Origin of the sequence: Alysiella crassa DSM 2578 (assembly GCF_000745955.1) — a bacterium.
GTDB classification, from domain to species: Bacteria; Pseudomonadota; Gammaproteobacteria; order Burkholderiales; family Neisseriaceae; genus Simonsiella; species Simonsiella crassa.
In genome coordinates this window covers 1-18,175 of the sequence record NZ_JQKH01000049.1, presented here as the reverse complement: position 1 = coordinate 18,175, position 18,175 = coordinate 1, and the positions used below count along the sequence as shown (strand labels likewise).

Here is an 18,175-nt window from a genome sequence, read left to right as displayed (position 1 = left end):
CAAAGCATCTTTCGCGTTGGTTTGGAGCAGCTTGCCAAAGCCGCCATGTTGATGATGGCAACTTTGGACTATTTTTCAAACCCAAAACAGGTCGTCCGATTTTTTGTCGTGTACTGAAAGGCAGCCTGAAAACCTACTCGTGCATTAAACGCAAAACCGTATCCGCCCGTTTGCCCAAAGGCAAACTTTCCTGCATGGCGTGTTCCAAATCGCCCCGACTGCGTATTTGCGAACCATCATTGCGCCACGCCGCCGCACTCAACACCTGCTCTTCGCCCCGCATACGCGATTGCACCAAAGCCGAACCATCGGCACGAAACAAAGTTGTTTTCACAACCGACTGGTCGTCCGAATCATTTTCCACCACCGCCAAAATTTTACCATCATCATGAAAAACCAGCATTTTTTTATCCATCACCGCCCCCACCAATTGCTTATCCCGATAAAAAACCTGCGCACCCTGAATCGCCCCATTCGCATAGTCTGCCACCGAATGCAGGCTGCCATCTTTGCCAAACCAGATATTGCGCCCGTCCAATTCCCCTGTGGTAAAATTACGACCATCGCTGCCATTTTTTAAAATCAAAACAGATGTTTGTGGCAATTTCGTGTCCTGATAAAAATCTTGTACCATCAAACGCCCATCGGCTGTTTTGCCGAATATTTCACGGTAAAATCCACCGCTATCCGCCGCACTCGCCGCCTTGCCATCGGAATAAAAATACAAAGTTTGAATGGGCATGGGCGTATGTGGCTGTGGGCGCACATAAGTTTGCGCGGTCAAAGCCAATTCTTCGGGCGACACGATGGGTAGGCGCAAGGCAATTTCGCTGGCTTGCGGCGCGGCTTGGCTAATCAATTTGCCTGCAAAATGCTTCACGCTGCCCGCCAAACCATTGGATTTTTCCGATTTTGCCAACCAAGTTGCCCCAGCACCACCCACCGCCAATATTAACACGGCTACGATGGTGTATATTTTTTTCTTATTCATATTCAAATTCAAATCTTTAAATAAAACAAAAATACTTCAGGCAGCCTAAAAAACCTATTTTACGCTTTCAGGCTGCCTGAAAATATTGAGATTATTCTTCTAATGCTTGGACTTCATTGGGCAATTGCTTCAATACTGCTTGGAATTGCTGCCCAATTTCCTTCCCATCATCATTGAGACTCTCAACACTGCGACCATCACTGTGCCACAACGCCATTGCCCCCACAGGCTTATCACCTTCTATCCTGAAACGCAATGAACCCAATGCCGAACCGTCTTCACGGAATGCCAAAATTTCATTATTGTTATTTTTTGGATTTTCCGTCACTTGCGCTTTAACCGTGCCATTTGGATACAACAGCCAAATCACATTCGCATCGCCCACATTCCCCATTTGCGCCACCAACTGCTGATTTTGATAATGACTGGACACGCCAAACAATTTACCATCTTTATATTCCGCCACGCCACTCAATTCGCCCGAACGCGCAAAATTCAATAACCAACCATCGGTCATGCTGCTGTCAAAACTATTCGTGTCCGCGCCTTGACGGAAAATAAACGGCGAAGTTTGTGGCGAACCATCGTCATAAAAATCTTGCGCCACTTCGCGCCCATCGGCGGTTTTGCCTAAAAATTGGCGCAAATAACCGCCTTTGACTGCGGCGGGAATCAATTTGCCTTCCGCGTCAAAATAAATCGTGCGCGGTGTACCCTTTTTGTATTTAATCGGGGAACGGTAGGTTTTCGCGGTCGCATTCAAAATTTCGGGTGCGTATTTGGGTGGCACAACGGTCATGGTTTCGGGCGCAGGTGCTTGCACAAAATTGTGTTGCTCCGCGTTGGCATTAGAATCCGATGACGAACCCAGTTTCACCAATTTTATCAAACCACTGATTAAATGAACCACATCATCTACACCACCACCTTTACAGCCCGTTAGCGAACACGCCATAACCAGCGCAATAAGAGATTGTTTCCACATCATAAAGTCCTTTTTGTTGATAAAACTGGGAGAATGGGGTTTTCAGGCTGCCTTTCCATATGCGATAAAAATTCATGTAGGGTACGCCATACGCACCAAATTTGCTATCATATTTTCAATTATTTCAAGTAATTCGGTGCGCACGGCGCACCCTACGGTTATTTTATGGTACAACAAGGCAGCCTGAAAAATATTTAAATCCGCATCGGCATTACCACATATTTAAAATTCGCTTCATTCGGAATCGTAAATAAAGTGGATTTGCTGGAATCGCCAAACGCCAATTGCATATCATCGCTATGCGAATTACGCAACACATCGGTCAAATAGCTAATATTAAAATTCACTTCTAAATCATTGCCTTGATACGCAATTTCCAATTCTTCGGTGGCTTCTTCCTGCTCACTATTGGTACACGACACGCGCAGCAAACCCGCCGACAAAAACAATTTTACGCCCTTAAATTTCTCATTCGCCAAAATCGCCGAACGCTCCAAAGCACCCAATAAATCCGTGCGCGAAATCACAAAAATTTTCTCATTATCCAATGGAATCACACGGTTATAATCAGGGAATTTACCGTCAATGATTTTACTGATAATCACCGTATCATTGCATTTGAAACGAACTTGGTTGCCCAATAATTCAATTTCCACCATTTCATTGGGCTGATTCAATAATTTATTCAATTCCAACACGGTTTTACGTGGCAAAATCACTTCCGTTTTCGCCAAATCCGATTCAATCGTGGTCGCCGAATACGCCAAACGATGCCCATCGGTGGACACCAAACGCAATTGGCCGCTCTCCACCTGCATGAGTAAACCATTGAGATAATAGCGAATATCTTGCACTGCCATGCTGTATTGCACTTGCGAAATCATGTTTTTCAAGGTTTCTTGCGTCAGCGAAAAGGCAGCCTGCGTAGTTTCGCCCACGCTCATGGTGGGGAAATCTTCCGCAGGCAACGTTTGCAAATTAAAACGCGATTTACCCGCTTTCAAAGTCAAACGATTGTCTGCCCAATCCAATTGCACAATCGCGCTGTCGGGCAAGGCGCGTAAAATATCTTGTAATTTCTTGGCGTTGGTGGTCAAACGGAAATCGCCCGCGTCATTGTCTGCGCCGTGCGTGTGAATTTGAATTTCCAAATCGGTCGCCAACAATTGAATTTTGCCGCCCACGCTTTCCAGCAACACATTAGACAAAATCGGCAAAGTGTGTTTGCGTTCCACAATGCCTGTTACCGCTTGCAAGGGTTTTAATAAGCTGTCGCGGTCGGTTTGTAAAATAAGCATTTCAATTTCCTTATCTTTTTTGAGTTAAATTTGGGGTTTCAGGCAGCCTGAAAAAATCTGAATGACACAATCAAACCTTATCCAGCTTTATCCTGTGCCAAAGACAATAATTTTTCATATTCCAAACCCAATTCTGGGTCATCAACACGCAATTTCGTGATGGTTTTGATGGCGTGTAACACGGTCGTGTGGTCGCGCCCCGCAAATGCGTCGCCAATCGCAGGCAAACTCATATTGGTCAATTCTTTGGACAACGCCATCGCCATTTGGCGCGGGCGGGCAATATTACGCGTGCGCTTTTTGCCCAATAAATCACTGATACGCAAATGATAAAAATCCGCCACCGCTTTCATAATCAATTCCACCGTTACCCCCTTATGATTATTGGTAACAATGTCTTGCAGGGCTTCAGTTGCCAAATCCAAATCAATCGTGTTGCGCTTTTCAAAACGGCAACGCGCCAACACGCGATTGAGCGCGCCTTCCAATTCGCGCACATTTTGTTTCACATTTTGCGCGATAAACATGGACGCGTCTTCCGACAAGGTAACGCCCACCATCGCCGCTTTGCGCTCCAAAATATCCACGCGCATTTCCAATTCGGGCGGTTCCAATTTAATCGTCATGCCCCACGAAAATCGGGACACCAAGCGTTTTTCCATGTTTTCCAAACTGCTGGGCAATTGGTCGCAAGTCAAAATAATTTGTTGATTGCGCGAATGAAAATGTTCAAACAGGAAGAAAAATTCTTCCATTGTGCGGTCTTTGCCTTGAATAAACTGAATATCGTCAATAATCAATAAGTTATAATGCAAATACTGTTGCTTAAACGAATCCCATGTTTTATTGCGCACGGTGGTCATAAAAGTTTTCAGATATTCATCGGAGTGCATATAGCGCACCCGTGCTTTTGGGTTCAGCCGCAAAAATTCATTGGCAATGGCTTGAACCAAATGCGTTTTCCCCAAACCCGTGCTGCCATACACGAAAAAGGGATTGTACATGCTGTCGCCCGGTTTTTCCGCAATGCTTTTTGCCACCGCCGCCGCCAAATGGTTGCCCTTGCCCTCCACCAAAGTGTCAAACGTGTATTCGGGCGACAAATTGGTCAGGACATGGCGTTGTTCTGCACCCTCTTTGGCTTTGGCGGCTTCAATGGCTGGGGTTTTGGTATTGGTTTTTTTGGGGCTGGACGATGGTTCGCTAGATGGTTTTTCTGATTTTTTGCTGGGGCGCAAATTATTCATGCGCTCTGCCAAAATATCTTGCGCGGTGGTGTGTTTGCGTTTGGGTGCGGATTTGGTTTCGGGCGGCGCGACGGTTTCGGTTAATTCAAACATGTCTTCAATCGGCACATCAATATCGCTCACCAAAGGCAGATTGCCCAAAGCACCCAATACCGAGCGTTTAGACGATTTTGTGCTGGTTTTTTCTGCGGATTTTCGTTTACTGGGTGGTTTGTCGGCGGTTTTCAGGCTGCCTGAATCGCTGGTTTTGCGTTTGCTGGACTTATCCACAGCTACATCGTCTAATAATTCAAAAACTTGTCGCTGGGGAAAGTTATCCACAGGCGCAGCATGTTTTTTAATAGAAGATTGTTTTTTTGGTGGATTTTCCAGTTTCAGGCTGTCTAAAAATGCGTGTGTGGCTTCTTCCTTTGCCAACTTATCCACAGGCAGGCTGCCTGAAACGGCTTCATCTGCCATTTCATAGCGCATGCCCACGCCCACTTTATACGCCAACTCGGGCGCATTGGGCGCAATTTCGGCGCGAATCGCCGCCAATTTCGCGGCATACTGGGAGCGTAACAAATTGACTGCAAACTGATTTTTGGCATAAATCACCCACGCACCGCCTTCCTCGCCCACGGTAATCGGGGCGATGGCAAGATTAAACTGCTGTTCGCTCAATTCAGAATGCAGGCGGCGCAGGGTTTGCGCCCAAAAATCGGCTAAAATCATGACGGTCTCTTGTGGGTTATTCTATGACTATTCAACACCTTACGTTTGTACACAAAAACGGGGGCGATAGACTGTTTAATTATAGCGGAAATTCAAATCAGCGTGTGGATAAGTTGGCGATTTTAGCCTTTTTGCCTGTGGATAACTTGCTCGGTCATTCAAGTTATCCACAGCTTTTTTCAGGCTGCCTGAAGATTTTTTTATTTTTGAAAACATGAATTTGTGTACTTATCCACAGGATAATTTCCCAAAAATCCAATTGGGCGTATTTTACGAAAATACAACGGTGAAAATAAATTGAATTGACAAATAAAAAAATGGGATTTTCAGGCAGCCTGAAAGCCTACCACACCATTTATGTAAGATGCATATTACGCACCGAATATCCAATGATTTAAAGGATTTGGTGCGTGGTACGCACCCTACATGAATCACGCAAAATTCGCCACATCACACGCCCCACATTTATTTTGTGATGATTAATTGGCATAATCTAAATTTTTCCACCTAGCACCCACCCAATATGCACCCAATTGAACTTGCCATCGCCCAACAAAATTGGGCATTAATCCCTGAACTGATTGCCCAATTTTCCCAACACGCCAGTACGCAAAATAATGGGCAAACGGTGCTACACGGCACATTACCACATGTTCAGCAGCGAAAAAGTTACCAACTGATTGATTGGGGAGAACAATTATACGCGCACCATAAATTTGCCTACGCCGCGCAATGTTTTGAACACGCGCTGGCACATTCGCAAAATAAAAAACATTTGGCGTATTTACACAGCCGTTTGGCGGAAATTCACAGCTTGCCGAGCAATGTTTTGCGGCAGCAGGATTTTCAGGCTGCCCAAAATCATGCGACACAGGCTTTTGATTTATATAATGAATTATCAGAACCGCCGCCGCCGCGTTGTGCGCTGGCGTATTCTTTGTATGGCGACAATCCTGTTTATTGTGAAACTTTGTTGATTAACATGCAGTTATGTCAACAAATTTATCCGAATTGGACGGTGCTGGTTTACCATGACGACAGCGTGCCGCCATCGGTTTTGCAACGATTGGCGGCGCACGGAGCGCGTTTATTTCATGCGGCGGAACATGGAATTGGGCATTGGCGCGGCACATTTTGGCGATTTTTGGCGTTGGAATTGGTGGATTATGATGTGGTCATCATGCGCGATGCGGATTCTTTATTGAGCTGGCGCGAGCAAAAATTGGTGGTGGCGTGGCTGGATTCGGGCAAGCCGTTTCATGTGATTCGGGATAGTTATGGGCATACAGATGTGATTTTGGCGGGATTATGGGGGGCGCGTTATGGTTTGTTGCGCCCCATTCGGGAGTGGGTGGAGCAGTATTTGCGCGACACGCCCAAATTGCACGACACCCACGCCGACCAAATCTTTTTAGCCAAACACGTTTGGCACAAAATCAAATATGCCTGTGTTCATCACAGCAGCGTGTTTCAGGTTGCCGACAGCACTTGGCTGGACGATTTAGCCACACACGACACCCAACAATTGGGCAGTTGGCAAACCCAAATTCTGCCCCACCAAGCCCAGCCCGAACACCGCGAATACGCCATTTTCAACGAGCAAGCCCAAGAAATTTGCCGTTACAGGCTGCCTGAAAATGGCAAAATTGAATTACCCACTTTATATTGCCATTTAATTGAACAAAATAAATGGTTTATTAAATTTTATTGACATCTGAATCATGCCCACACGCCGCCAATTTCTCGCTCACACTGCCACCCTTGCCGCCGCTGCCAGTGCGTCATGGCTGGGTTATCGCCACCTGAATCGTCCGCCCAGCATACACATTAATCGTGTTGGACTACCGCTCGGACATTTACTACGCGACCGCCAATTGCCACTCACGCCCAGCCGCCGCGCCCAATGTAATATCCTGATTTTGGGGAGCGGCGCGGCAGCTTTGACCGCCGCATGGCAATTAAACAAATTGGGGCAACGCGATTTTCTCATCGCCGAAGGCTTTGAACGCAATGGCAATAATGCCGCCTACACCGTTTCAGGCAGCCTTCAAGCCCCCACAGGCGCACATTATTTGGCGCAACCCTCACGCGAAAGCCAAGACGTGAGAACATTATTGCGTGATTTAAATATTTTGCAACACGAAATGCCAGACGGGAAACTTGTCTTAAAGGACACCGATTTGGTACACGCGCCCGATGAACGCGTTTTCCATCAAAACACATGGCACGATGGTTTACAAATCCAAGACGCTGACAGCAAACGATTTTTCCAAATCATAGACAGCCTGAAAAACGCCTACGGCAGCGATGGACGCAAAATATTCGCCATTCCCATCGCCCTATCGTCCAGCGACCCCAAATGGCGCGAATTGGACACACTCACCTTTGCCACGTGGCTCAAATCACAAGGTTTTACATCGCCTAACTTATTGTGGTATTTAGATTATTGCTGCCGAGACGATTATGGGCAAGGCATAAAACAGGTGTCCGCATTTGCGGGTTTACACTATTTCGCGGCACGTGGCAACGACCATGCGGCGGTGCTGACTTGGGCTGATGGCTTGAATCATCTTTCCGAAAAAATCAGACAATTCATTCAGTTAGAAGCACTCAATCAGTTTCCTAATCATGCCGAATGGACGTTCAGGCAGCCTGCAAGCCTTGCCGCTTCCGCCCTGCAAATTGTGGAACACGCGGACGGCGTGAATGCAGTATTGCGCCACAATCAATCAGGCGAAATCATTGAAATAAAAGCAAAAAAATTAATTTGTGCCATACCATTGATGATTGCCGCGCGGATTATCGCCGAACCGCAACGCTATGGTTTCACAGGCAAATTGCCCGAATCCGCACCTTGGTTGGTGAGCAATTTCGTGTTGCACAGTTTCCCAAATGAGCTAAAAAACAGCGAGTTAGCATGGGATAATGTGGTTTATGGCTCGCGTGGTTTGGGCTATGTGGTGGCGACCCACCAAGACATTCGGCTTGCCAAACCCGAAATCAGCGCGTTCACCGCCTATGCCGCGCTCAACCACGATACGCCACAAAATGTGCGAAAATGGCTATTAAATGCCAATGAAGCCGATTTACTGGACATCGCCGCGCAAGACTTGCTGACCGTGTATGGCAAGCGTTTTTGGCAACACGTTTCGCACATTGATTTGACGGTTCGGGCGCACGCGATGGCGGTGCCACAAGTGGGTTATTTAAATGATAAAATTTTGATAAATTTAAGAAATCATCATTCCAGAATCGTCTTTGCCCACAGCGATTTGAGTGGCTATTCCGTGTTTGAAGAAGCAGCGTTTTGGGGCGCAGAAGCGGCACGGAAAATTCAGGCAGCCTGAAAAATTAAATACTTGATTCATCAAACAATTTAATATAAACAAGAAACCTTATCAATGATAAAATTATCTTTTTTACAATAAAAACATTAACATCATGGATTTACACAATATTCGCCAAGACTACAGTAAACAGGAGTTATCGCCCGATGAGTGCGCCAATCACCCCATCGTGCAATTTGAACGCTGGCTGCAAGAAGCCATGATGGCGGAAATCCCCGAACCCACCGCCATGAATGTCGCCAGCGTGGACAGCACAGGGCGACCCAGCAGCCGCGTGGTTTTATTGAAAGAAGTAAACACAGAAGGTTTTGTTTTCTTTACCAATTATCACAGCCGCAAAGGTCGCGCTTTGTCCACTAACCCTTTTGCCGCGCTGAACTTTTTTTGGGCAGAATTGGAACGCCAAGTCCGTATTGAAGGGCGCGTGTTCAGGCTGCCTGAAGCGGAATCGGACGCGTATTTCGCCACGCGCCCCTACACCAGCCGCGTGGGTGCATGGGCAAGTAATCAAAGCGAAATCATTGAAAATAAAGGCGTGATTTTAAAACGCGCCGCCCTATTTGGCGCAACCCACCCCTTTGATGTGCCACGCCCACCGCATTGGGGCGGCTATATCGTGCAGCCCGATTGCGTGGAATTTTGGCAAGGGCGACCCAGCCGCTTGCATGACCGCGTGCGCTACCGTTTAGAAAACGATGTGTGGATTAAAGAACGGCTTGCCCCTTAAAAATTTATATAAAATAATCAGAAAGTTAAGAAAACATGAAAAATCCCAATAATCTCTGTTGGCTGGACATGGAAATGACGGGCTTAAATCCCGACAGCGACAAAATCATTGAAATTGCCATGATTATTACCGACAGCGACTTGAATATTTTGGCGCAATCCGAAGTGTATGCCATTCATCAAAGCGATGATATTTTGAACAATATGGACAAATGGTGTACCGACACCCACACCCGCACAGGTTTAATTGAACGTGTCAAATCATCTACTTACACCGAAGCGCAAGTGGAAGCCGAATTGCTCGCCTTTATGCAAACATGGCTGCCTGCCAACAGCACGCCCATGTGCGGCAACACGATTCATCAAGACCGCCGCTTTATGGTGCGCTATATGCCTGAATTGGAAAAATTCTTTCATTACCGCAATTTAGACGTATCCACCCTCAAAGAATTGGCAAGACGCTGGCACCCAGCCGTGTACAAAGGCATCGTCAAAAAAGGTTCACACAAGGCGTTAGACGATATTATGGAAAGCATTGATGAATTGAAACATTATCGCGACACATTTATCAGGCTGCCTGAAAAAATTATTTGATAATACAATTGGTTTAATAAAATAGCGAAAAATCATGCTTGCCAATTGGCTTATTTAATGGTTTAATACCGTCTTTCTTGGTCGGATAGCTCAGTCGGTAGAGCAACGGATTGAAAATCCGTGTGTCGGCAGTTCGATCCTGCCTCCGACCACCAAGATTTACAAAAGCCCAAACAAATTGTTTGGGCTTTTTTTCTTGTATAATCAATATTTTTCAGGCAGCCTGAAAATTCATTTTCGCTTTCCGTACACGATAATTTTTCAATCACGAATCATGTACTGAAATTTTCCCTTTTATTCAATTATGCAAAGGATTTCATTATGCGTTGGCAAGACCGAGAAGGCAGTAATAATGTAGAAGACCGTCGTGGCTCAAGCGGTGGCGGCGGTAGCGGCAAACCTGTGGGCATTTTGGGTTTGATTATTTTGTTGGTGGGTGCGTATTATGGCGTGGATTTGAGCGGCGTGGTGGGCGTGCAGCAAGCGGGTTCGCCACAAACACAGCAATCGCAACCTTATCAGGCTTCGCCGCAGGAACAGGAATTGGCAAAATTAAGTTCTGTGGTGTTGCGCGAAACGGAAAAAGTGTGGGGCGCGTATTTCCAAAAACATGGAGCAACTTATCAAGCCCCCAAAATGGTGTTGTATAACGGCGCAACTTCAACGGCTTGCGGCGCAGGCAGCGCGAGCGTAGGTCCATTCTATTGCCCTGCCGACCAAAAATTGTATATTGATTTGTCATTTTACAATACAATGAAAAAGGATTTGGGCGCAGAAGGCGACGCGGCATTTGCTTATGTCTTGGCGCATGAAGTGGGACACCATGTGCAAACGGTTACGGGTACCATTCAAAAAGTAAGCGAAGCACAACAAAGGGTTAGCAAAAAAGAAGCCAATCTGTTATCGGTAAAATTGGAATTGCAGGCTGACTGTTATGCGGGCGTGTGGGGGCATTTTGCGGAAAAAGACAGCTTGTTTGAAGCGGGCGATATTGAAGAAGCCTACAACGCCGCCGAATCGGTGGGCGATGACCGTTTGCAGGAACGCGCTCAAGGCTATGCAGTGCCGCATACTTTCACGCATGGCACGTCAGCGCAGCGCAAAGCATGGTTTGATAAAGGCTTAAAAACGGGCGACATCAATCAATGCAATACGTTTGCGGCAAATTAGTTTTTATTAAAATCAAATAGTTAATAAATTATTTAGAAATAATAGAAATTAGCATTTGCAAATAATTTCTATTTGCTATATTATACGCCCATACCAGTTACGCAATACAGCAAATGTGTTTTACCAATGTGTTGAGTAATATTTTGGTAGTGGTTTGTGTTCCTTTTGTGCCCCTTGTTTTTTGAAACAAGGGGTTATTTTTTAGGTTTTTCAGGCTGCCTGAAAGTGGGTACAATCTGCTTTTCAGGCTGCCTATTTATTTTGAAAACAATATGCTACACCCATTTTTAGCGCAATTAGAACCGTATTTAACGCAATTAACGCAACAAGGCAAATCGCCCCACACACTCGCGGCGTATCGGCGTGATTTGTTGGAATTAGCCAATCTGCTGCCCCCCCACGCCGCGCAACCCACGCGGGCAGACATGGTTCGCGCACTCAAACAATTGTCGCAACGCGGACAACATCCGCGTAGTTTGGCACGAAAATTGACGGCGTGGCGACAGTTTTGTGAATATTTATTGAATATGCAATTGTTGAACACGAATCCTGTTGCCACGCTCAAAGCCCCAAAACCGCCCGAGCGTTTACCCAAAGCGATTGAGCGCGAAAAAATTAACCATTTGATTGACCAAGATATGCCCGATGATGACGCTTTACAGATACGCGACCATGCGATGGTGGAATTGTTGTATGGTAGCGGTTTGCGTTTGTCGGAATTGTATGCGCTGAATGTGGACGATGTATTGTTGGACGCGGGCTGGGTGCAGGTGTCGGGCAAGGGCAGCCGTGAACGGCAAGTGCCTTTAACGCGGCAGAGTGTGGCGGCATTGGCGGATTATTTGGCGGTGCGCGTGGTGGTGGCTGATGAAACAGCTTTGTTTACCAGCCAACATGGGCGGCGTTTGTGTACGCGGCAAATGGCGAAACGCTTGGCGGCGTGGGCACAAAAAAATCAGTCTAATCAACATATTTCGCCGCATATGTTGCGCCACAGTTATGCCAGTCATTTGCTGCAGGCTTCACGCGATGTGCGGGCGGTGCAGGAATTGTTGGGACATCAAAGTTTGTCCACCACGCAAATTTACACAAAATTGGATTTTGAACATTTGGCGCAAGTGTATGATGACACCCACCCACGCGCCAAACGGAAAAAATAATGCTCACCATGTTTTCAGGCAGCCTGAACGCTGAATTTCCGTTACAATTCTATTTTTATTTTCCCTATTTTTCAGGCAGCCTGAAATGAACAGCTACACGATTGCCCACATCATTCATTTGTATTGCGCCATTTCTTTTGTGGGTGGCGTGATTTTTGAAGCCTTGATTTTGAGTGCTTTACACAGCCCAGCCGTGAGCCGCGATTCGCGCCGTGAAGTGGAACGGGCGATTTCGCGCCGTGCGGTGCGGGTGATGCCGTTTATTGTGGCGGGGGTATTTTTGTCGGGTTTGGCGATGGTACATCGTTATGCGGCGGTTTTATTGAACCCGTTTGACAGCGCGTTTGGGCTACAATTATGGTTGAAAATCGCATTGGCATTCAGTATTTTCATTCACTTTTTGATTGCGGTCAGCAAAATGCGGCGGCAAACGCTGACGGTGGCGTGGTCAAAATACATACACGCGGCGGTGTTGATACAAATGTTGGCGATTGTGTTTTTAGCGAAATCTATGTTTTATTTAAATTTTTAATTTTCAGGCTGCCTGAATATGCTGACCCGTTTGATTTTAAAATGTATTGATGGCTACCAAAAATACTGGTCGCCACGCAAAGGTTTTGCCTGTGCTTACCGCGTGGCGTATGGCGGCTGCGGCTGTTCGGGCGTGGGCAAACGCTTGATTCGGCGATACGGCGCGTTTTCAGGCTGTCTGTTGTTACGCAAACGCTTGGCGCATTGTCGTTTCGCCGCCAACGAGTTACGCGAAATCAAAAATCAATCAGTCGGTTACGCCAAATATCAGCGCGGCGACTGCATACCGTGCGATGTGCCGTGTGATGGCAATTGCACCGCGCCCAGTTCGTGGGATTTACCGTTTGAATTGGGCGAAAAATGCGAAATCTTATTGGATACGGTGTGTTCATGCGGCGATTGCTCGGGGTGTGGCGGCTCGGGCGAAGAAGCCAAACCGAAGAAAAAACGCCTAGAAATGCCCAATTTACGCGGCTCGGACGATTAAATTTTTGGAAACAAGGCAGCCTGCAAACTTTTTTATTCACAAAAAATAATATGAATAATATCAACGATTTTATTAACCGTTTGGGCAAAAACATCAAGCACCAAATGAAATGGGCAAAACGCCAAAACCTAGAAGCATGGCGAATTTACGATAAAGATATTCCACAATTTCCTTTTGCAATAGATATTTACGGCGAACATATCCATTTGCAAGAATACGATACGGGCTGGCTTATGCACCCCGATGATTATCAAAAATGGCTGGACGATGTGTGTGAAGCGGTACAATTTGTTACGGGCTTCTCACGCCAAAATATTCATTTAAAACAACGCACTCGCCAAAAAGGCACCGCGCAATATGAAAAAACGGGTGCGGTCGGCGAAGATTTTGTGATACGCGAACACGGTCGCCAATTTTGGGTGAATTTGGATAAATATTTGGACACAGGCTTGTTTTTAGACCACCGCAACACGCGCCAAAAAGTCGGCAATACGGTGGCGGGCAAACGCTTTTTGAATTTGTTTTCCTACACGGGCAGTTTTACCGTGTACGCGGCAACTGGTGGGGCGGCGGTGTACAGCGAAACCGTTGATTTATCTAATACTTATTTGGATTGGGCAAAACGCAATTTTCAACTCAATGGCATGAATTTGAATCAACATCAAATTGTTCGCGCCGATGTGTTTCAATATTTGGCGAACGCGGTGAAGCAGAATAAGCAATTTGATGTGATTGTGCTTGACCCACCCAGTTTTTCTAACAGCAAGAAAATGCTGGATATTTTGGATATTCAGCGCGACCAAGCGAAATTAATTGATGGTGCAATGGCTTTGTTGGCGGCGGACGGCGTGTTGTATTTTTCCAATAATTTGCGTTCGTTTACGCTAAATGATGATTTAATGCAGCGTTATCAGGTCAAAGATGTGAGCAAGTTTTCCGTACCCGATGATTTTCGCAATAAGAAAATTCATCAATGTTGGGAAATTAGACATCGTTAAATTGTTTTCAGGCTGCCTGACAATCACGACAAAAAAATTAAATTTGCCTACAGCGTGCGCACTGTCGCCACGCGGCGACTTACTTTTTGGAAAAGTAAGCCAAACAATCATAAAATCAAAAAATATTATTCAAATTCAAATGGTTTGAAATTTCAGGCTGCCTGAAATATTTTATTTTTTGTGAATGAAATGGTTGGAATTTTTGTATTTGGCTTACTTTTTTTGATAAGCGTAAGGCTGCCTGAAAATGTGGGGGAAATTGCTAATCGTGGGGGAGACAGCGTGGTACGCGGCGCAACGCGTGTTCAACGCAATGATGTATCGCCAATTTTTCTGTTTCAGGCTGCCTGAATATTATTTTTTATTTTCAAAACAAGGTAAAACCAAGATGAAATTCCGTAAACCCAAATTATCTGATTTTCAAAAAGCCAAAGTGTTGGTGGTTGGCGATGTGATGCTTGACCGTTATTGGTTTGGCGATGTGAACCGTATTTCGCCCGAAGCCCCTGTGCCTGTGGCAAAAATTGGCAAAATTGAACATCGCGCAGGCGGCGCGGCAAACGTAGCGCGAAATATTGCGGCGTTGGGTGGGCAAGTATCGTTGTTGTCGGTGGTGGGCAATGATGAAGCGGCTGGCACATTGGCGGATTTGCTCAAGCAGGACAATATTGGCGATTATATGCACCGCAGCAGCCACGCACCAACCACATTAAAATTAAGAATTTTATCTAAAAATCAACAGCTTTTACGCGCTGATTTTGAAGAAAAACCCGATTCAGGCAGCCTGAATTCGGTTTACCAAATGTATGGTAAATTGGTGGGGCAATTTGACGCGGTGATTTTGTCGGATTATGGCAAGGGCGTATTGAATGAAGTGCAGGTGTTGATTGCTTCCGCGCGCGCGATTGGTAAACCTGTGTTGATTGACCCCAAAGGCACGGATTTCAGCAAATACGAAGGCGCGACTTTGCTCACGCCCAATCGGGCGGAATTGCGTGAAGCGGCTGGCGGCTGGTCCAGCGAACAGGGTTTGACCGATAAAGCGCAAAAATTGTGCCACGATTTAGATTTGGACGCGCTGTTGGTAACGCGCAGCGAAGAAGGCATGAGTTTGTATCAGGACGATGAAGTGTTCCATCAGGAAACTCGGGCGCAGGAAGTGTTTGATGTGTCGGGCGCGGGCGATACGGTAATTGCGGCGATGGGGCTGTGTTTGGCGGCGAAATACGATATGCCGAGTGCCATGCACATTGCCAATTCGGCGGCTGGCGTGGTGGTGGCGAAATTGGGTACGGCAACCTGTTCATTTGAAGAATTAGAAACAACTTTGAAAAAATAAAATGACTTACAATATGATTTGTAAGCCATTTTATTATTTTCAGGCTGCCTGAAAATCACGCCATTTCCGATAAATATTCGGGTGGCACATGGTTTGTTAGCCAAACCTGATTGTCGCTCAAATAAAATTCGTAGCCCGCTACCAACATCGCCGCCGTATTAATTTGAAAAACAATGGGTTTACCATGTCTTGCGCCAACTTGTTTGGCGGTAGCGATGTCTGCCGACAAATGAACATGATGACGGCTGCCTGCGCGTAAACCTTGCGCCAAAATACTGTCGCGGAATTGACTTGCCGTGCCGTGATACAAAATTTCGGGCGGCGTAACAGGCGTAAAAGACAAATTAACTTGTGCGGTAGAATGCCCTTGTGCCGCACGAATTTGGCTACCGTCTTCTGATAAAGTAAAGCGTTTTTTACTATTTTGCTCAACGACTTGTTGCAAAAATTCGCGTGAAATCGGGCGATTGTGTTGCGCCGCTTGTTGCAACAAAATATCCACATCTACCCAGCCATTGGTGTCCAAAGTCAAACCTATGCTTTCGGGGTGATGGCGCAGCACATAGCTTAAAAATTTGCTGGTGGCGGTGAGATTATCATTCATCAAATTTCCTTTCAGGCAGCCTGAAAATTTCTTTTTTATCAAATCAATATGTTTTCAGGCTGCCTACATATTAAGCGCGTACATGCGGATTATGCTGTTTTTCATGCCCAATGGTGGTCGTGTCGCGATGCCCTGGAATCACCACTACATCATCTGGCAAAACATATAATTTCGTGCGAATGGCATTGAGTAAATCTTGCGTATTGCTGCGTGGAAAATCGGTGCGCCCGACACTCTCTTTAAACAAAGTGTCGCCTGCAATCAATAACTTCTCTGACGCGCAATAAAACACCACATGCCCTGGGGTATGACCAGGGATATGCAGCACATCAAACACATAATTGCCTAATTTCAATTGTTCGCCTTCTTGCAGCCAACGGGTAGGCAAAAAATTCGGCGAAAATTCAAAACCATATTTCGCGTATTCTCTTGTTTTATTAGCCAAATCTTCCAATAAAAACAAATCGTCTTCATGCGGACCCATCACAGGCACGTCAATCAATTCGCACATTTTCACCACACCGCCAACATGGTCTAAATGCCCATGAGTCAGCCAAATTTCTTTTAAATTCAGATGATTGTCTTGAATATATTGCCAAATTTCAGGCGCATTACCGCCAACATCGGTCAATACCGCGTCATTGCTTTCATCGTCCCACAATAGGGTGCAATTTTGTTCGTAGGGCGTTACGGGGATAATGGTCAAATGAAGTGCCATGCTGTGTCTCTTTTTATGGTAAAGTTATCATTGTAAACATTTTTTTTAAACTGTAAAGGCGTGTTATGAAAATTTTACTGGGTTTGTTGAGTGTGGTGTCTGGGGTGGCATTTGCTGCGCCACCGAGTATTATTTTGGCAAAAAATTATACCAATCAAAATGTTGAAAATTGGTTGATGAGCGAAAAATTAGATGGTGTACGCGCCTATTGGGACGGGAAACGCCTGATTAGTCGGCAGGGCAATGTATTCACGCCGCCAAGTGGGTTTACGCAGCATTTTCCCAATTATCCTTTAGATGGCGAACTGTACAGCAAACGTGGGCAATTTGAGCAGATTTCTGCAAGCGTTCGTGCCAATAATGGCGATTGGCGTGGCATAAAATTGCATGTTTTTGACGTACCGAATGCTTCAGGCAGCCTGAAACAGCGTTTGGCGGTGGTGGAAGCGCATTTAACCAAATACCCACAAGCCAATTTGCAAGTCGTGCCACAGATTCCCGTAAAAAATTTGGCACACGCACAAGATTTTTTAAAACAAATTGAGCGGCAAGGTGGCGAAGGTGTCATGTTACGTAATCCGCTACTGCCCTATTCTGCTGGACGCAGCGATGGTTTACTTAAACTCAAAAGTGTGCATGACGCAGAATGTATCGTTACCCAACATCATGAAGGCAAAGGAAAATATATGGGGAAACTGGGGGCTGTTTCGTGTAAAAATGAATTGGGAGAATTTAGAATTGGCACAGGGTTTAAAGATGTAGACCGTGAAAATCCGCCAGCGATTGGCAGTAAAATTACCTATAAATATCGTGGATTTACCAAAAAGGGATTGCCACGTTTTGCCAGTTATTTACGAAAACGGTAACATTTTTTGAATCCCAAATGGGGCAGATATGATTATCCGCCCTATTTTCATACATCCTACAAAATAAAACCCCAGACTACTGTTTCTAGTAGACTGGGGTTTTGTGTAAATAGTTTGGCGATGACCTACTTTCGCATACGATTGTATACTATCATCGGCGCTGGAATGTTTCACTGTCCTGTTCGGGAAGGGAAGGAGTGGAGCCAAACCGCTATGGTCGCCAAACGTAAAGGGGAACAAACTGGGAAGCCGATTTTAAACAAAGGTTTTGGTTTGTTTGTGTTGATTTTGTATTTTTTGGTGATGACTGAGTCATCAGTAAGCTTATTTCATTTTATATTTACTTTGATTTCAGTTTATTTCGATTTCAGTTTATTTCTGTTTTCAAAGTTCTTCAAAT

Annotated in this window: 19 protein-coding genes, 1 tRNA gene and 1 rRNA gene; 14 read left to right on the top strand and 7 right to left on the bottom strand. The window is 45.7% G+C overall.

Going from position 1 to position 18,175, the window contains the following annotated elements; all coding sequences use genetic code 11:
* Positions 1 to 133: 133 nt before the first annotated feature.
* The 4 genes from Q338_RS08145 to dnaA all read right to left on the bottom strand — a co-directional run bounded on the left by Q338_RS08145 (position 134) and on the right by dnaA (position 5,235).
* Positions 134 to 991, bottom strand: a complete 858-nt coding sequence (locus Q338_RS08145) for a toxin-antitoxin system YwqK family antitoxin (RefSeq protein WP_147293665.1) — start codon at positions 989 to 991, stop codon at positions 134 to 136.
* A 91-nt stretch (positions 992 to 1,082) separates the two neighbouring features.
* Positions 1,083 to 1,979: a toxin-antitoxin system YwqK family antitoxin gene (locus tag Q338_RS08140; RefSeq protein WP_147293666.1), complete on the bottom strand. Its 897-nt coding sequence runs from the start codon at positions 1,977 to 1,979 to the stop codon at positions 1,083 to 1,085.
* 191 nt (positions 1,980 to 2,170) lie between these two features.
* A complete protein-coding gene (gene dnaN, locus Q338_RS08135) occupies positions 2,171 to 3,274 on the bottom strand; it encodes a DNA polymerase III subunit beta (protein WP_034294044.1) in 1,104 nt (367 codons plus the stop codon).
* Positions 3,275 to 3,351: 77 nt separating this feature from the next.
* Positions 3,352 to 5,235, bottom strand: a complete 1,884-nt coding sequence (gene dnaA, locus Q338_RS08130; protein WP_034294041.1) for a chromosomal replication initiator protein DnaA — start codon at positions 5,233 to 5,235, stop codon at positions 3,352 to 3,354.
* Between the two features lie 23 nt (positions 5,236 to 5,258).
* On the opposite strand from dnaA, the gene Q338_RS14505 reads away from it, so the two are divergent.
* From Q338_RS14505 to rfaE1, 12 genes are all read left to right on the top strand, one after another.
* On the top strand, positions 5,259 to 5,453 hold the full coding sequence (locus Q338_RS14505; protein ID WP_147293667.1) for a hypothetical protein: 195 nt from the start codon (positions 5,259 to 5,261) through the stop codon (positions 5,451 to 5,453).
* A 305-nt stretch (positions 5,454 to 5,758) separates the two neighbouring features.
* Positions 5,759 to 6,946 (top strand): hypothetical protein, encoded by a 1,188-nt coding sequence (locus tag Q338_RS13790; protein WP_051968559.1) that lies wholly within the window; start codon positions 5,759 to 5,761, stop codon positions 6,944 to 6,946.
* Between the two features lie 10 nt (positions 6,947 to 6,956).
* Positions 6,957 to 8,582, top strand: a complete 1,626-nt coding sequence (locus tag Q338_RS08120) for an NAD(P)-binding protein (protein ID WP_034294037.1) — start codon at positions 6,957 to 6,959, stop codon at positions 8,580 to 8,582.
* A gap of 94 nt (positions 8,583 to 8,676) precedes the next feature.
* Positions 8,677 to 9,309: a pyridoxamine 5'-phosphate oxidase gene (gene pdxH / locus Q338_RS08115; RefSeq protein WP_034294034.1), complete on the top strand. Its 633-nt coding sequence runs from the start codon at positions 8,677 to 8,679 to the stop codon at positions 9,307 to 9,309.
* A gap of 35 nt (positions 9,310 to 9,344) precedes the next feature.
* Entirely contained in the window at positions 9,345 to 9,902 is a 558-nt protein-coding gene (orn, locus tag Q338_RS08110) for an oligoribonuclease (protein ID WP_034294031.1), read from the top strand.
* Positions 9,903 to 9,981: 79 nt separating this feature from the next.
* Positions 9,982 to 10,057, top strand: a tRNA-Phe gene (locus Q338_RS08105).
* 166 nt (positions 10,058 to 10,223) lie between these two features.
* Positions 10,224 to 11,072 (top strand): KPN_02809 family neutral zinc metallopeptidase, encoded by an 849-nt coding sequence (gene ypfJ / locus Q338_RS08100; RefSeq protein ID WP_034294029.1) that lies wholly within the window; start codon positions 10,224 to 10,226, stop codon positions 11,070 to 11,072.
* A gap of 272 nt (positions 11,073 to 11,344) precedes the next feature.
* A complete protein-coding gene (locus tag Q338_RS08095) occupies positions 11,345 to 12,232 on the top strand; it encodes a tyrosine-type recombinase/integrase (RefSeq protein WP_034294026.1) in 888 nt (295 codons plus the stop codon).
* A gap of 85 nt (positions 12,233 to 12,317) precedes the next feature.
* Positions 12,318 to 12,764 (top strand): CopD family copper resistance protein, encoded by a 447-nt coding sequence (locus tag Q338_RS08090; RefSeq protein WP_034294024.1) that lies wholly within the window; start codon positions 12,318 to 12,320, stop codon positions 12,762 to 12,764.
* Between the two features lie 18 nt (positions 12,765 to 12,782).
* Entirely contained in the window at positions 12,783 to 13,250 is a 468-nt protein-coding gene (gene yidD / locus Q338_RS13785) for a membrane protein insertion efficiency factor YidD (RefSeq protein WP_051968558.1), read from the top strand.
* A 50-nt stretch (positions 13,251 to 13,300) separates the two neighbouring features.
* A complete protein-coding gene (locus Q338_RS08080; RefSeq protein ID WP_034294023.1) occupies positions 13,301 to 14,248 on the top strand; it encodes a class I SAM-dependent methyltransferase in 948 nt (315 codons plus the stop codon).
* A 388-nt stretch (positions 14,249 to 14,636) separates the two neighbouring features.
* Positions 14,637 to 15,587, top strand: coding sequence for a D-glycero-beta-D-manno-heptose-7-phosphate kinase (gene rfaE1, locus Q338_RS08075; RefSeq protein ID WP_084693569.1), 951 nt, complete (start codon positions 14,637 to 14,639; stop codon positions 15,585 to 15,587).
* Between the two features lie 55 nt (positions 15,588 to 15,642).
* Here rfaE1 and Q338_RS08070 read toward each other — a convergent pair whose 3' ends face one another.
* The gene (locus tag Q338_RS08070; protein ID WP_034294022.1) at positions 15,643 to 16,191 is read right to left on the bottom strand and encodes an RNA 2'-phosphotransferase; all 549 of its coding nucleotides are present in this window, start codon (positions 16,189 to 16,191) and stop codon (positions 15,643 to 15,645) included.
* A 70-nt stretch (positions 16,192 to 16,261) separates the two neighbouring features.
* Positions 16,262 to 16,909: an MBL fold metallo-hydrolase gene (locus Q338_RS08065; protein ID WP_034294021.1), complete on the bottom strand. Its 648-nt coding sequence runs from the start codon at positions 16,907 to 16,909 to the stop codon at positions 16,262 to 16,264.
* Positions 16,910 to 16,974: 65 nt separating this feature from the next.
* On the opposite strand from Q338_RS08065, the gene Q338_RS08060 reads away from it, so the two are divergent.
* A complete protein-coding gene (locus Q338_RS08060; RefSeq protein ID WP_034294019.1) occupies positions 16,975 to 17,775 on the top strand; it encodes a DNA ligase in 801 nt (266 codons plus the stop codon).
* 112 nt (positions 17,776 to 17,887) lie between these two features.
* Here Q338_RS08060 and rrf read toward each other — a convergent pair.
* Positions 17,888 to 18,000 (bottom strand): 5S ribosomal RNA (gene rrf / locus Q338_RS08055).
* Here rrf and Q338_RS15030 point away from each other — a divergent pair.
* On the top strand, positions 17,989 to 18,175 hold a 187-nt coding region (locus Q338_RS15030; protein ID WP_084693592.1), incomplete at its 3' end, for a hypothetical protein. The two genes, rrf and Q338_RS15030, sit on opposite strands and share 12 nt — an antisense overlap.